Origin of the sequence: Streptomyces abikoensis (assembly GCF_014648775.1) — a bacterium.
Classification (GTDB): domain Bacteria; phylum Actinomycetota; class Actinomycetes; order Streptomycetales; family Streptomycetaceae; genus Streptomyces; species Streptomyces abikoensis.
The window spans coordinates 124,393-137,513 of record NZ_BMRT01000003.1 but is presented as its reverse complement, the minus strand read 5'-3'; the positions used below and the strand labels follow the sequence as shown (position 1 = coordinate 137,513).

Here is a 13,121-nt window from a genome sequence, read left to right as displayed (position 1 = left end):
CCCAGGGGGGCCGCCCGTCAGGGAAGGATCCCCACGGGGACCGTCTTCGTGATGGCGCCGGCGAGATCGGTCAGCGCGCTGATGTCGCCGGCGCCGCCCACCACCCGGGCGGGCAGCGTCACCTCGATCCACGCCTCACGGTGCACGGTGGTGCAGCGGACGCTGCCGTCCGGCTGCCGCTCCGGCAGCCACTCCACCCCGTCGAGCTCCGCCGAGTCGGCGTTGGGGTTGTAGTGTTCGGAACCAGGCGTAAGGATCTTGGGACGGGTCACCCCGCAGCGCAGCGAGATCGCGGGATCGCCCCACAGGGCCGTGAAGTCGTCACCGGGCTCCGCGGTACGCCGCTTCCGCCCGTCCAGGACGTCCGGCAAGGCACCGTGCAACGCCCGGCAGTGCCCGGCCTGCCGCGCGTCCGGCGTGGGAACCGCCGGACTCGCTGACGGGTCCGGCGCGGAACAGCCCGCGGCCGCGAGGAGCAGGGCGGCGGCGGGCAGGCCGAGGGGCCGGCGGAGCGAAGACTTCACCGGCCGAGCATACGGGGGAGCTAGATATGGACCACCGGGCAGGTCAGGGTGCGGGTGATGCCCTCCACCTTCTGTACTTTCGCGACCACCATGCGACCGAGCTCGTCCACGGTGTCCGCCTGGGCGCGCACGATCACGTCGTACGGCCCGGTCACGTCTTCGGCCTGGATCACTCCCGAGATCTTTCCGATGACTTCGGCCACGGTCGACGCCTTGCCGACCTCGGTCTGGATCAGGATGTACGCCTGTACCACGGAACCTCCAGGGCGGCTTCGAGGATCATGTGGGGAGAAGAGACGCCACGGTACCGCGTCGCCGCACGGTGCGGGGAGACCCGCGCGGCCTGCGCGGCGCGGAACACGTCACGATCAGGGCAACCGACACTCCGAGGAGGAGCTCAGTGAAAGGCACCGTGGGCGAGCTGGGGGAGTTCGGCCTCATCAGAGAGCTGACCTCCCGGCTCACCACCACCCCGGCGGTCCGGCTCGGACCGGGTGACGACGCCGCGGTGGTCGCGGCGCCCGACCGCCGGGTCGTCGCGAGTACGGACGTACTCCTGGAGGGACGGCACTTCCGCCGCGACTGGTCCACCGCCTATGACGTCGGGCGCAAGGCCACCGCGCAGAACCTCGCCGACATCGCCGCCATGGGCGCGGTGCCCACCGCCGTGCTGCTGGGCCTCGTCGTGCCCGCCGAGCTCCCCGCCACCTGGCCGACCGAGCTGATGGACGGCATCCGCGACGAGTGCCAGGTCGCCGGCGCGGCCGTGGTCGGCGGGGACGTGGTGCGCGGCGACACCATCACCGTCGCCATCACGGCCCTGGGCGACCTGCGCAACCACGAGCCGGTCACCCGCTCCGGAGCCCGCGCGGGCGACGTCGTGGCCGTCACCGGCTGGCTGGGCTGGTCCGCCGCCGGGCTCGCCGTGCTCTCCCGCGGCTTCCGCTCCCCGCGCGCCTTCGTCGAGGCCCACCGCCGCCCCGAGCCCCCGTACCACGCGGGGCCCGCCGCGGCCGCGCTCGGCGCCACCGCCATGACGGACGTCAGCGACGGCCTCATCGCCGACCTCGGCCACATCGCCGAGGCCAGCAAGGTCCGCATCGACCTGCGCACCGCCGCCATCGACGTGCCCACGCAGATGCTGGACATCGGCCAGGCCGTCGGCGTCGACCCGCTCCAGTGGGTGCTGACCGGCGGAGAAGACCACGCCATCGTGGCGACCTTCCCGCCGGACGTGAAGCTCCCCGCCCGCTGGAAGATCATCGGCGAGGTCGTCAACCCCTCCGCCCTCCCGCAGGTCACCGTCGACGGCGCGCCCTGGGACAAGGCGGGCGGCTGGGACCACTTCGGCGACGACGGCCTGGAGTCGGGCGAGTGACCGCCGGGGAGTAGATTGCGCGCATGCGCACACCCCCGCCCCGCGTGCTGACCGTCGCCGGATCCGACTCCGGCGGCGGTGCGGGCATCCAGGCCGACCTGAAGACGATGCTCGCCCTGGGGACCCACGGTATGAGCGTGGTCACAGCGGTGACCGCGCAGAACTCCCTCGGCGTCCAGGGCGCCTGGCCGCTGCCCGCCGAGGCGGTACGGGCCCAGTTCCGCAGCGTCGTGGACGACATCGGGGTGGAGGCCGTGAAGACCGGCATGCTGGCCTCCGCGGAGCTCGTGGAGACCGTGGCCGCCCTCCTCGCCGAGGTGAGTGCCCCCGTCGTCGTCGACCCCGTCGGCATCTCCAAGCACGGCGACGCCCTGCTGGCCGCCTCCGCGCGCGACGCGGTCCGCACGAAGCTCCTGCCGGTCGCGACGGTCGCCACCCCCAACCTGGACGAGGTCGCCTGGCTGACGGGCGTCCAGGTCGCCTCCGAGACGGGTATGCGGCGGGCGGCGGACGCGATCCTCTCCCACGGCCCGCGCTGGGCCCTCATCAAGGGCGGCCACCTGGAGGGCGACGCGGTGGATCTCCTGACGGACGGGTCGGAAGAACACTGGCTGCGCGCCCCGCGCCACGACAACCGCCACACCCACGGAACGGGGTGCACGCTGGCGAGTGCGATCGCCGCCGGTCTCGGCAAGGGGCTCTCCGTTCCGGAGGCCGTGCGGGCGGCCAAGGACTACGTCACGGGGGCGATCGCGGCGGGCTTTCCACTGGGCGCGGGCATCGGCCCCGTGGACCACGGGTGGACGAGCCCCTGACCCGCCCCTTCACCGTTTCCGAGCGGGGCCGCGCCCCCTCGCACCCCCGGGACCGCGCTGATGCGCGGCCGGGGGTCAAGGGGGGCGCAGCCCCCAGGAGCGGGGTCTCGAAGGGGCGGCAGCCCCTTCGGAAACGGAGAAAGGGCGGGGCCGGGGCACAACGAAAAGCCGGCCCACCCCGAAACGGGGAGGACCGGCTTTCAAGGACGGCGAGGCTGCCGCGCTACTAGCTAGTTAGCGCGAGACCTTGCCGGCCTTGATGCACGAGGTGCAGACGTTGAGGCGCTTCGGCGTCCGACCGACCACGGCACGCACACGCTGGATGTTCGGGTTCCAGCGACGGGACGTACGGCGGTGCGAGTGCGAAATGTTGTTGCCGAAGCCCGGCCCCTTGCCGCAGACGTCGCAGTTGGCAGCCACGGGTCACTCCAAAGACTTCAGATGCACTTACGGGAAATCCCGGCGTGCCGGGTCGTAGGTGACTGGCTTGCCAGGGGGATGGCCTGATTCTCATCAGGCAACCGGAGCAGCATACAACGACCGCTCCTGGACAACGAAACTACCATGACCGGCCCCGAACCCGCCCGGCTCGCCCCCCGGGCCCGTGCCCGGGACTAGTCTGCCCAAGCACTTCACCCGCCCCCCGCCCCCGCCGTCCGAGGAGGACACACGTGCCGCACCCGCTCGACGCCGACGCGGTACGCGCCTGGTGCGCCCTGGCGCTCGACGCGCTCGGCGGAGCCCGCGAGGAGATCGACGCGATCAACGTCTATCCCGTCGCGGACGGTGACACCGGCACCAACCTCTACCTGACCGTCGAGTCCGCCGCCCGCGCCGTCGACGCCGTCTTCGACGCCCACGCCACCACCGGCCCCGGCTCCCGGCCCGGCCTGGCCGAGGCCGTCCGCGCCATGGCGCACGGCGCTCTCATAGGCGCGCGCGGCAACTCCGGGACGATCCTGGCGCAGCTCCTGCGCGGCATGGCCGAGGTCCTGGCCGCGACCGGTGGCGGCCAGGAGGCCGGCGACGACGCGACCCTCCTGCGCCGCGCCCTCCGCCGCGCCGTCGAGTCGGCGTACGAGGGCGTCGCCCGCCCCGTCGAGGGCACCGTGCTGTCCGTGGCCACGGCCGCCGCCGAGGCCGCCGAGGTCACCCCGGGCGACGGCCCGGCCGTCGCCCGCGCCGCGTACGAGGGCGCCCTGACGGCCCTGGCGGCCACCCCCTGCCAGCTGGAGGTCCTCGGGCGGGCGGGCGTCGTCGACGCGGGCGGCAAGGGCCTCGTGGAGGTGCTGGGCGCGCTCGTGGCCGCCCTGACGGGCGGCCCCGGCGCGGCGCGGTCCACCGCCGCGCCCGCCCATGCCGCCCACGACTGGCTCGCCGGGGGCTGCCCGGCCGAGGCCGGCGGCCCGGACGTCCCGGCGGGCGACGGGCCCGCCTTCGAGGTGATCTACCTGCTGGAGGCGGACGACGCGGCCGTCGCCCGGCTGCGGGCCCGCCTCGACGCGCTGGGCGAGTCCCTCGTCGTCGTCGGCGGGGACGGCCTGTGGAACGTCCACGTGCACGTGGACGACGCCGGTGCCGCCGTCGAGGCGGGCATCGACGCCGGACGCCCGTACCGCGTCCGCATCACCCACTTCGGCGCCGCCGCCACCGAGCGCACCCGCGTCCACGAGCCCGTCCAGCGGGCCGTCGTCGCGGTCGTGCCGGGCGAGGGCCTGGCGGCGCTGTGCGCCGAGGCCGGCGCGACCGTCGTGACCGTGCGGCCGGGGGAGCCGCCCGCGAGCGGCGAGCTGGTGCAGGCGGTCCGGCGGGCCAACGCGCGCGAGGTGGTGCTGCTGCCCAACGACGCGGACCTGCGGCACACCGCCGCCGCGGCCGCCGAGCAGGCCCGCGCCGAGGGCGTCCGGGTCGCCCTGATCCCCACCCGCTCCCCGGTCCAGGGCATCGCCGCCCTCGCCGTCCACGAGCCCGGCCGCCGCTTCGACGAGGACGTCGTGGCCATGACCTCCGCCGCCGGGGCCACCCGGCACGCGGAGCTCGTCGTCGCCGAGCGGCAGTCGTGGACCATGGCGGGCGTCTGCCAGGCCGGGGACGTCCTCGGCCTCATCGACGGCGACGTGGCCGTCATCGGCGCGGAGCTCGCCGCCACCGCCGAGACCGTGCTGGACCGGATGCTCGCGGCGGGCGGCGAGATGGTCACGCTCGTGCTCGGCGCGGACGTGCCCGAGGCCGTCGCCGACCGCCTCCAGCGGCATGTGCGCGGCGGCCACCTGGCCGTGGACACCGTGGTCTACCGGGGCGGCCAGCACGCCGCCCGGCTGATCATCGGCGTCGAATGAACCGTGCCGACGGCGCCGCCCGGGCCGCGTTGTCAGCGGCGTGGTGTGCAATGGACCCGTGCCCGCCTTGGACGAACCCCTGAAGAAGACGCTCGGCGGCACCACCGCGAAGGTGATGGCCGAGCACCTCGATCTGCACACGGTCGGCGACCTGCTGCACCACTACCCGCGCCGCTACGCCGAGCGCGGCGAGCTCACCCGGCTCGCCGACCTGCCGCTCGACGAGCACGTCACGGTGGTCGCGCAGGTCCTGGACGCCCGGGTGCACAAGTTCAACCAGGGCCGGGGCCAGCGGCTGGAGGTGACCGTCACCGACGGCGGCGGCCGGCTCCAGCTGGTCTTCTTCGGCCGGTCGATCTACCACCACCAGAAGGAGCTGGTCCCCGGCCGGCGCGGCATGTTCGCCGGCAAGGTCGGCACGTTCCGCAACATCCGCCAGCTCTCCCACCCCGCGTACGAGATGCTCGGCGGCGACAGCGACGCCTCCGCCGCCAAGGCCTGGGCCGACCAGCTGATCCCGCTCTACCCGGCCTGCTCCAAGATGGAGTCCTGGAAGATCTCCAACGCGGTCGACGTCGTGCTCGCCTCGATGGAGGCCACCGGCTGGGAGGCCGTCGTCGACCCGCTGCCGCCCGCGCTGCGCGAGGGCCGGGGCCTGGTCCCGCTGCCGGAGGCCCTCCGCAAGATCCACCGGCCCCGGGCCAAGGCGGATGTCGAGGACGCCCGCTCCCGGCTGAAGTGGGACGAGGCGTTCGTCCTCCAGGTCGCCCTCGCCCGCCGCCGGCACGCCGACTCCCAGCTGCCCGCCGTGGCCCGCAAGCCCGCGCCCGGCGGCCTCCTGGACGCCTTCGACGCCAAGCTGCCCTTCACCCTCACCGACGGCCAGCGGAAGGTCTCCGCCGAGATCTTCGACGACCTGGCCACCGAGCACCCCATGCACCGGCTCCTCCAGGGCGAGGTGGGTTCGGGCAAGACGATGGTCGCCCTGCGCGCGATGCTCGCCGTCGTGGACGCGGGCGGCCAGGCCGCCATGCTCGCCCCCACCGAGGTCCTCGCCCAGCAGCACCACCGGTCGATCACCGAGATGATGGGCGAGCTCGCCGAGGGCGGGATGCTCGGCGGCGCCGAGAAGGGCACCAAGGTCGTGCTGCTGACCGGCTCCATGGGCACGGCCGCGCGCCGCCAGGCGCTGCTCGACCTGATCATCGGCGAGGCGGGCGTCGTCGTCGGCACCCACGCCCTGATCGAGGACAAGGTCCAGTTCCACGACCTGGGCCTGGTCGTCGTCGACGAGCAGCACCGCTTCGGCGTCGAACAGCGCGACGCCCTGCGCTCCAAGGGCAAGCAACCGCCGCACCTGCTGGTGATGACCGCCACCCCCATCCCGCGCACCGTCGCCATGACCGTCTTCGGCGACCTGGAGACGTCCGTCCTGGACCAGCTGCCCGCCGGGCGCTCGCCCATCGCCACCCATGTGGTGCCCGCCAAGGACAAGCCGCACTTCCTGGCCCGCGCCTGGGAGCGGGTCCGCGAGGAGGTGGCGGGCGGCCACCAGGCGTACGTCGTCTGCCCCCGCATCGGCGACGAGGAGGACGCCCCCAAGAAGAAGTCCGCCGGGTCCGCCGAGTCCGCGGAGTCCGCCGAGGACGCGGCGGAGCGCCGCCCTCCGCTGGCCGTGCTCGACGTCGCCGAGGAGCTCTCCCGGGGCCCCCTGGCCGGGCTGCGCGTGGAGGTGCTGCACGGGCGGATGCAGCCCGACGCCAAGGACGAGGTGATGCGCCGCTTCGCGGCGGGCGAGGTCGACGTCCTGGTCGCCACCACCGTCATCGAGGTCGGCGTGAACGTGCCCAACTCCACCGCCATGGTGATCATGGACGCCGACCGGTTCGGCGTCTCCCAGCTCCACCAGCTGCGCGGCCGCGTCGGCCGTGGCTCGGCCCCCGGGCTCTGCCTGCTGGTCAGCGAGATGCCCGAGGCCAGCCCCGCCCGCGCCCGGCTCGGCGCGGTCGCCGCCACCCTCGACGGCTTCGAGCTCTCCCGCATCGACCTGGAGCAGCGCCGCGAGGGCGACGTCCTCGGCCAGGCCCAGTCCGGCGTCCGCTCCTCCCTGCGGGTGCTCACCGTCATCGACGACGAGGAGATCATCGCGGCCGCCCGCGAGGAGGCCGCCGCGGTCGTCGCCGCCGACCCCGAGCTCGCCCGGCTCCCCGAGCTGCGCACCGCGCTCGACGCCCTGCTGGACAAGGACCGGGAGACCTATCTGGACAAGGGCTGACGCCCCGGGCCCGGACGAGGGCTGATATCCGGGCCGGGCGAGGGCCGGGCGGACGCCGTGGCGTAGACGCCATACGCTGTCGGTGCGGCCACCGCCGCACCGTGTCACCCACCGCCGAAGGACTCCGAGACCATGACCCGCGTGATCGCCGGCCGCGCCGGCGGACGCCGCCTGGCCGTACCGCCCGGCACCGGCACCCGCCCCACCTCCGACCGGGCGCGCGAGGGCCTCTTCTCCACCTGGGTGTCCTTCCTGGGCACCCTCGACGGCACGCGCGTGCTGGACCTCTACGGCGGCTCCGGCGCCGTCGGCCTGGAGGCGCTCTCGCGCGGGGCCGCGCACACCCTCCTGGTCGAGGCGGACGCCCGCGCGCTGCGGGTCATCAAGGACAACGTCCGCGCGGTCGGCCTGCCGGGCGCCGAGGTGCGCGGGGGCAAGGCCGAGCAGGTCGTGGCCGGGGCGCCGCCCGCCGAGCCGTACGACGTGGTCTTCCTCGACCCGCCCTACGTGGTCACCGACGACGATCTCCGCGAGATCCTCCTCACACTCCGCAGCAGGGGCTGGCTGGCCGAGGACGCGCTCGTCACTGTGGAGCGCAGCACCAGGGGCGGGGAATTCCGCTGGCCGGAGGGTTTCGACGCACTGAGGGCCCGTCGCTACGGCGAGGGGACGCTTTGGTACGGTCACGCCGCTTCGCCGTGCACTGCCGACACCACGGGATCAGGCACGTCATGAATGGACCGGAGAGCGAGGAAACACCGTTGCGCCGCGCCGTCTGTCCGGGGTCGTTCGACCCCGTCACCAATGGGCACCTCGACATCATCGCCCGCGCTTCGAAGCTGTACGACGTCGTGCACGTCGCCGTGATGGTCAACAAGTCCAAGAAGGGCCTGTTCACCGTCGACGAGCGGATAGAACTCCTCCGCCAGGTCACCGCCGAGTACGGCAACGTCCAGGTGGAGTCCCATCACGGCCTGCTCGTCGACTTCTGCAAGGAGCGCGACATCCCGGCCATCGTCAAGGGCCTGCGGGCGGTCAGCGACTTCGACTACGAGCTCCAGATGGCCCAGATGAACAATGGCCTCTCGGGCGTCGAGACCCTCTTCGTCCCCACCAACCCCACCTACAGCTTCCTCTCCTCCAGCCTGGTCAAGGAGGTCGCGGCGTGGGGCGGCGACGTCTCCCACCTGGTGCCGCCGCTGGTGCTGGAGGCCCTCAAGGAGCGCCTCGCCCGGCGGTCCGACTCTGACTGATCGTCAGTAGCTGTCGGCCGGGGGCCGCCGGCCGTACAGTCGTCCCCGTTCGTTCCCATCGGCCACCAGGCCACCCCGGAATGCGAGAAGGCGGCGAGCGTCACGGTGGACGTCCAGAAGAAACTCGACGAGATCGTCAGGACCGTCACCGGCGCCCGCGCCCTGCCCATGTCGGCCTCCTGCGTGGTCAACCGGGCCGAGCTGCTCGCCCTCCTCGAGGAGCTGCGCGCCGCCCTGCCGGGCTCGCTGGCCCAGGCGCGCGAGGTCATCGGGGACCGGGAACAGCTCGTGGCCCGGGCGCGCGAGGAGGCCGAGGCGATTCTCGCCTCGGCCCGAGCCGAGCGCGGCTCACTGATCTCCGGCACCGAGGTCGCCCGCCAGTCCCGCGAGGAGGCCGACCGCATCCTCGCGGAGGCCCGCCGGGAGGCCGAGGAGATCCGGGCCGGCGCGGACGACTACGTCGACAGCACCCTCGCCAACTTCGAGGTCGTCCTCACCAAGACCATCGGCTCCGTCGACCGGGGCCGCGAGAAGCTCCTCGGCCTCGCCGGCGACGGCCACGACCCCGAGGGCCTGGCCCACGACGCCCCGGAGCGCAGCACCGACCCCCGGATGCAGCGGCAGGGCGCCGACGCCTATGTGGACGTCAAGCTGGGTGCCGTCTCGGCCGTCCTGGCCAAGGCCCTGGAGGCGGTGGGCCGGGGCCGGGAGAAGCTGCTCGGGTCCCGCCCCGTCGACGAGCTGGGCGCCCACCTGGCCGCCCACGAGGGCATCGCCCCCGGGCGCCCCACCAGCGACGCCGACTTCCTCGCCGAGCTCGCCGGCGGCCCGCAGGAGTCCCTGGGCGCCCCCCGGGCGCCCCGTGAGCCCCACCGGCCACCCGAGGCACCACAGGTTCCGCAGCAGCCCGTCTGGAGCGAGTACACCGTCCCCGCCGGGGGCTACGAGGCGCAGGACCCGTACGGCTACGGGCAGCAGGCCGCGCAGTACCCGCCGCAGGCGGACCCGTACGCCGTCCCCGGCGGCTACCAGCAGCCCGACCCCTACGCCTGGCAGCCCCCGGCCCAGGCGACGGGCGGCCACGGGACGGACGTCGGCCACGGGACGGACCTCGGCCAGGGCTACGGGACCGCGGCCGGCTACCCGGCCGACGGGCACCCGCCCCGGGCCGCGGGCGCCCTCGACGAGACCAGCTTCTTCGACACCTCGATGATCGACCTGAACCGGCTCCGCGAGTACGAACAGGGCCGCTGATCCGGTTCGGGCGGACCTGTCCGGGACGCGGATTGGGCCCAGCGGCGACCGTCCAGTATCCTGGCTCTTCGGTCGCGTGTACGTCCGCGATCCAGGCTGCCCGCCGTGCCCCGTGCACCCGGGGCCGCCGTCACCGCAGCGTAGAAAGCAGGAAGCCCTGAACGCCCGCCTTGACCCCCGTAACCCTCTCGTGTTCGATACGCGCGAGCTGGGCCGGCGTCCCGGTGCGCTGAAGAGGGTCTCCCGCTCCGTCCCCGCCCCCCGCGATCTCGGTATCGAGGTCATCGGTGTGGCCGAGGGCGCGACGGTGGAGCTCGACCTCCGGCTCGAGTCGGTCATGGAAGGGGTGCTTGTCACAGGCACCGCCCGTGCGCCGCTCACCGGGGAGTGCGTAAGGTGTCTGGAGCCGCTCGAGCGAGAGTTTGAAGCGGACTTCCAGGAGATGTACTCCTACCCCGACGCCGACGCCCGGGGCCGCATCGTGGCCACGGACGACGACGCCGAGGACGATGAGGAGGACATCCTCCACCTCGAGGACGACTTGTTCGACCTCGAACCCGTGCTGCGGGACGCGGTGGTGCTCTCACTGCCGCTGCAGCCGGTGTGCCAGGACGACTGCCCCGGCCTCTGCTCCGAATGCGGAGAGCGGCTGGCGGACGACCCGGACCACCACCACGAGTCCGTCGACATCCGTTGGGCGGCACTGAAGGGACTCGCCGGATCCGAAACGGCCGGCGAGAAGGACAACGCACCCCGCTCCGGCGGGGATGACACACAGGAGAAGTAGCCGTGGCTGTTCCGAAGCGGAAGATGTCGCGCAGCAACACGCGCCACCGCCGGTCGCAGTGGAAGGCTGCGGTCACCCCCCTGGTGGCGTGCGAGCGCTGCCACGAGCCGAAGCAGCAGCACATCGCGTGCCCCAGCTGCGGCACCTACAACAAGCGCCAGGTCCTCGCGGTCTGATCGGCGGGTGACAGGCTTCATGTCAGACGCCACTGCGCCGAAGAAGGCGTCGGCGGACACGGCCTCGTCCCACACGCTTCTGGAAGGGCGGCTCGGGTACACACTCGAGTCCGCCCTTCTGGTGCGTGCGCTGACGCACCGGTCCTACGCCTACGAGAACGGCGGGCTGCCCACCAACGAACGGCTGGAGTTCCTCGGGGACTCCGTCCTGGGCCTGGTGGTCACCGACACGCTGTACCGCATCCACCCGGACCTCCCCGAGGGCCAGCTCGCCAAGCTGCGCGCCGCGGTGGTCAACTCACGGGCGCTGGCCGAAGTCGGCCGGGGCCTGGACCTGGGCTCCTTCATCCGGCTCGGCCGGGGCGAAGAGGGCACCGGCGGCCGGGACAAGGCGTCCATCCTCGCGGACACCCTGGAGGCCGTCATCGGTGCGGTCTACCTCGACCAGGGCCTCGACGCGGCCGCGGAGCTGGTGCACCGGCTCTTCGACCCGCTGATCGAGAAGTCCTCGAACCTCGGCGCCGGCCTGGACTGGAAGACCAGCCTCCAGGAGCTGACCGCCACCGAGGGTCTCGGCGTTCCGGAGTACCTGGTCACCGAGACCGGTCCGGACCACGAGAAGACCTTCACGGCTGCTGCCCGCGTCGGTGGTGTCGCGTACGGCACCGGCACCGGCCGCAGCAAGAAGGAAGCGGAGCAGCAGGCGGCGGAGTCCGCCTGGCGCGCCATCAACAGCGCGGCGGAAGCCCGTGTGGCGGCCGAGAAGGCCGCCGCCGAGTCCGGCGCGCTGCCGGGGGAGAAGTCCTCCAGCTGAGAACGACGGTCCGGGCCGCGGTGCGAGAGCACCGCGGCCCGGACCGTTTCCTTTTCCCTTTCGCTGTCGTCAAGGAGCGCCGTGCCCGAGCTGCCCGAGGTCGAGGTCGTCCGGCGGGGTCTGGAGCGCTGGGTCTCCGGCCGCGTCGTCGCCGCCGTGGAGGTCCTCCACCCCCGGGCCGTCCGCCGCCACCCGGCGGGGCCGGCCGACTTCGCCGACCGGCTGACCGGCCACCAGCTGGGCGCCGCGCGTCGGCGCGGAAAGTACCTCTGGCTGCCCCTGGAACCCCTCACCGGGACGGGCGCGCCCACCCAGGCCGTCCTCGCCCACCTGGGCATGAGCGGCCAGTTGCTCGTCCAGCCGCAGGGCTCCCCGGACGAGAAGCACCTGCGCGTCCGCGTCCGCTTCGCCGACGCCACCGCGACCGAACTGCGCTTCGTCGACCAGCGCACCTTCGGCGGGCTCTCGCTCCACGACACGGTGGAGGGCGATCCCGACGGGCTGCCCGACGTGATCGCGCACATCGCCCGCGACCCCCTCGACCCGGCCTTCGACGACGCCGCCTTCCACACCGCGCTGCGCGGCCGCCGGACCACGATCAAGCGCGCCCTGCTCGACCAGTCGCTGATCAGCGGCGTCGGCAACATCTACGCCGACGAGGCGCTGTGGCGCACCCGGCTCCACTACGAGCGCCCGACCGCGAGCCTCACCCGCCCGCGCACGACCGAGCTGCTCACCCACATCCGCGAGGTCATGGCCGAGGCCCTCGCGGTCGGCGGCACCAGCTTCGACAGCCTCTACGTCAATGTGAACGGCGAGTCGGGCTACTTCGACCGCTCGCTGGACGCGTACGGACGGGAGGACGAGCCGTGCCGCCGCTGCGGCACGCCCATCCGCCGCCGCCCCTGGATGAACCGCTCCAGCTACTTCTGCCCCCACTGCCAGCGCCCGCCTCGGTAGCGCCCGAAGGGGCGCGGGGAACTGCGCGACCAGCCCCCACCGGCCCGCAGTAAAAGGCTCAGCGCTCGCCGTCGTAACGCTGCCGCGCCGCCAGCACCTCCGGCATGCGCTCCTCAAGGAGCTCGATGAGCCCCATCAACCGCCCGGTCACGTCGCGGCCCAGCGGCGTCAGTCGGTAATCGACCCGTGGTGGGTTGGTCGGCTGCGCCTCCCGGTGCACGAGACCGTCACGCTCCAGCGCGTGGAGCGTCTGCGACAGCATCTTCTCGCTGACGCCCTCCACCCGCCGCCGCAGCTCGTTGAAGCGCAGCGTGTCCTCGCGCAGGGCGCCGAGGGTCAGCGCGCCCCAGCGGCCGGTGACGTGCCCCAGGGTTTCGCGCGAAGGGCAGTTGCGCGCGAAGACGTCGAAGGGCAGTTGCTCGTCCGTGCCGTCGATCGTCGTCATGAGAACACCATACTCCCGCACAGCGCTAACCAAGGGGTTGCGCTAACCAAAAGTTAGTGCTTTCCTTTGGTCACCCAGTCAGCGCAACCAGCTTTTCCAGG

Annotated in this window: 15 protein-coding genes; 11 read left to right on the top strand and 4 right to left on the bottom strand. The window is 73.3% G+C overall.

Annotated elements, in window-relative coordinates:
* Positions 1-17: 17 nt before the first annotated feature.
* Together IE096_RS10925 and IE096_RS10920 are read right to left on the bottom strand one after the other, a co-directional pair.
* Entirely contained in the window at positions 18-524 is a 507-nt protein-coding gene (locus IE096_RS10925; protein WP_189451158.1) for a DUF3515 domain-containing protein, read from the bottom strand.
* 20 nt (positions 525-544) lie between these two features.
* Complete coding sequence (locus IE096_RS10920; protein ID WP_126916274.1) at positions 545-778, bottom strand: Lrp/AsnC ligand binding domain-containing protein; 234 nt, start codon at positions 776-778, stop codon at positions 545-547.
* A 146-nt stretch (positions 779-924) separates the two neighbouring features.
* Between IE096_RS10920 and IE096_RS10915 the strand changes: the two genes are divergently transcribed.
* Positions 925-1,902, top strand: coding sequence for a thiamine-phosphate kinase (locus IE096_RS10915; protein WP_189451156.1), 978 nt, complete (start codon positions 925-927; stop codon positions 1,900-1,902).
* Positions 1,903-1,925: 23 nt separating this feature from the next.
* On the top strand, positions 1,926-2,717 hold the full coding sequence (thiD, locus tag IE096_RS10910) for a bifunctional hydroxymethylpyrimidine kinase/phosphomethylpyrimidine kinase (RefSeq protein WP_189451154.1): 792 nt from the start codon (positions 1,926-1,928) through the stop codon (positions 2,715-2,717).
* Between the two features lie 234 nt (positions 2,718-2,951).
* Here thiD and rpmB read toward each other — a convergent pair whose 3' ends face one another.
* Positions 2,952-3,137 (bottom strand): 50S ribosomal protein L28, encoded by a 186-nt coding sequence (gene rpmB, locus IE096_RS10905; RefSeq protein WP_003957616.1) that lies wholly within the window; start codon positions 3,135-3,137, stop codon positions 2,952-2,954.
* Between the two features lie 251 nt (positions 3,138-3,388).
* On the opposite strand from rpmB, the gene fakA reads away from it, so the two are divergent.
* The 9 genes from fakA (at position 3,389) to mutM (ending at position 12,575) form a co-directional block, all read left to right on the top strand.
* Positions 3,389-5,056, top strand: coding sequence for a DAK2 domain-containing protein (gene fakA / locus IE096_RS10900; protein ID WP_189451152.1), 1,668 nt, complete (start codon positions 3,389-3,391; stop codon positions 5,054-5,056).
* A gap of 115 nt (positions 5,057-5,171) precedes the next feature.
* Positions 5,172-7,331, top strand: a complete 2,160-nt coding sequence (recG, locus tag IE096_RS10895; protein WP_229820152.1) for an ATP-dependent DNA helicase RecG — start codon at positions 5,172-5,174, stop codon at positions 7,329-7,331.
* 132 nt (positions 7,332-7,463) lie between these two features.
* A complete protein-coding gene (gene rsmD, locus IE096_RS10890) occupies positions 7,464-8,066 on the top strand; it encodes a 16S rRNA (guanine(966)-N(2))-methyltransferase RsmD (protein ID WP_189451148.1) in 603 nt (200 codons plus the stop codon).
* On the top strand, positions 8,063-8,584 hold the full coding sequence (gene coaD, locus IE096_RS10885; RefSeq protein ID WP_189451146.1) for a pantetheine-phosphate adenylyltransferase: 522 nt from the start codon (positions 8,063-8,065) through the stop codon (positions 8,582-8,584). Before rsmD ends, coaD begins: the two co-directional genes overlap by 4 nt.
* A 105-nt stretch (positions 8,585-8,689) precedes the next feature.
* The gene (locus IE096_RS10880) at positions 8,690-9,838 is read left to right on the top strand and encodes an ATP synthase F0 subunit B (RefSeq protein ID WP_189451144.1); all 1,149 of its coding nucleotides are present in this window, start codon (positions 8,690-8,692) and stop codon (positions 9,836-9,838) included.
* A 190-nt stretch (positions 9,839-10,028) separates the two neighbouring features.
* The gene (locus IE096_RS10875) at positions 10,029-10,625 is read left to right on the top strand and encodes a YceD family protein (protein WP_189451142.1); all 597 of its coding nucleotides are present in this window, start codon (positions 10,029-10,031) and stop codon (positions 10,623-10,625) included.
* A 2-nt stretch (positions 10,626-10,627) separates the two neighbouring features.
* Positions 10,628-10,801 (top strand): 50S ribosomal protein L32, encoded by a 174-nt coding sequence (gene rpmF, locus IE096_RS10870; protein ID WP_086575354.1) that lies wholly within the window; start codon positions 10,628-10,630, stop codon positions 10,799-10,801.
* A gap of 19 nt (positions 10,802-10,820) precedes the next feature.
* Positions 10,821-11,615 (top strand): ribonuclease III, encoded by a 795-nt coding sequence (rnc, locus tag IE096_RS10865; RefSeq protein ID WP_189451140.1) that lies wholly within the window; start codon positions 10,821-10,823, stop codon positions 11,613-11,615.
* Positions 11,616-11,696: 81 nt separating this feature from the next.
* Positions 11,697-12,575: a bifunctional DNA-formamidopyrimidine glycosylase/DNA-(apurinic or apyrimidinic site) lyase gene (gene mutM / locus IE096_RS10860; RefSeq protein WP_189451138.1), complete on the top strand. Its 879-nt coding sequence runs from the start codon at positions 11,697-11,699 to the stop codon at positions 12,573-12,575.
* 58 nt (positions 12,576-12,633) lie between these two features.
* Here the strand turns inward: mutM and IE096_RS10855 are convergent, their stop codons facing one another.
* Positions 12,634-13,020 carry a winged helix-turn-helix transcriptional regulator gene (locus IE096_RS10855; protein WP_189451136.1) on the bottom strand — a complete coding sequence of 129 codons (387 nt, stop codon included), beginning with the start codon at positions 13,018-13,020 and terminating at the stop codon, positions 12,634-12,636.
* Positions 13,021-13,121: the final 101 nt, after the last annotated feature.

Bases quoted from the DNA above. Each gene is read 5' to 3' on its own strand.
- thiD (WP_189451154.1), top strand. From the start codon at position 1,926: ATGCGCACACCCCCGCCCCGCGTGCTGACCGTCGCCGGATCCGACTCC.
- recG (WP_229820152.1), top strand. From the start codon at position 5,172: ATGGCCGAGCACCTCGATCTGCACACGGTCGGCGACCTGCTGCACCAC.
- rsmD (WP_189451148.1), top strand. From the start codon at position 7,464: ATGACCCGCGTGATCGCCGGCCGCGCCGGCGGACGCCGCCTGGCCGTA.
- coaD (WP_189451146.1), top strand. From the start codon at position 8,063: ATGAATGGACCGGAGAGCGAGGAAACACCGTTGCGCCGCGCCGTCTGT.
- rnc (WP_189451140.1), top strand. From the start codon at position 10,821: ATGTCAGACGCCACTGCGCCGAAGAAGGCGTCGGCGGACACGGCCTCG.
- IE096_RS10855 (WP_189451136.1), bottom strand. From the start codon at position 13,020: ATGACGACGATCGACGGCACGGACGAGCAACTGCCCTTCGACGTCTTC.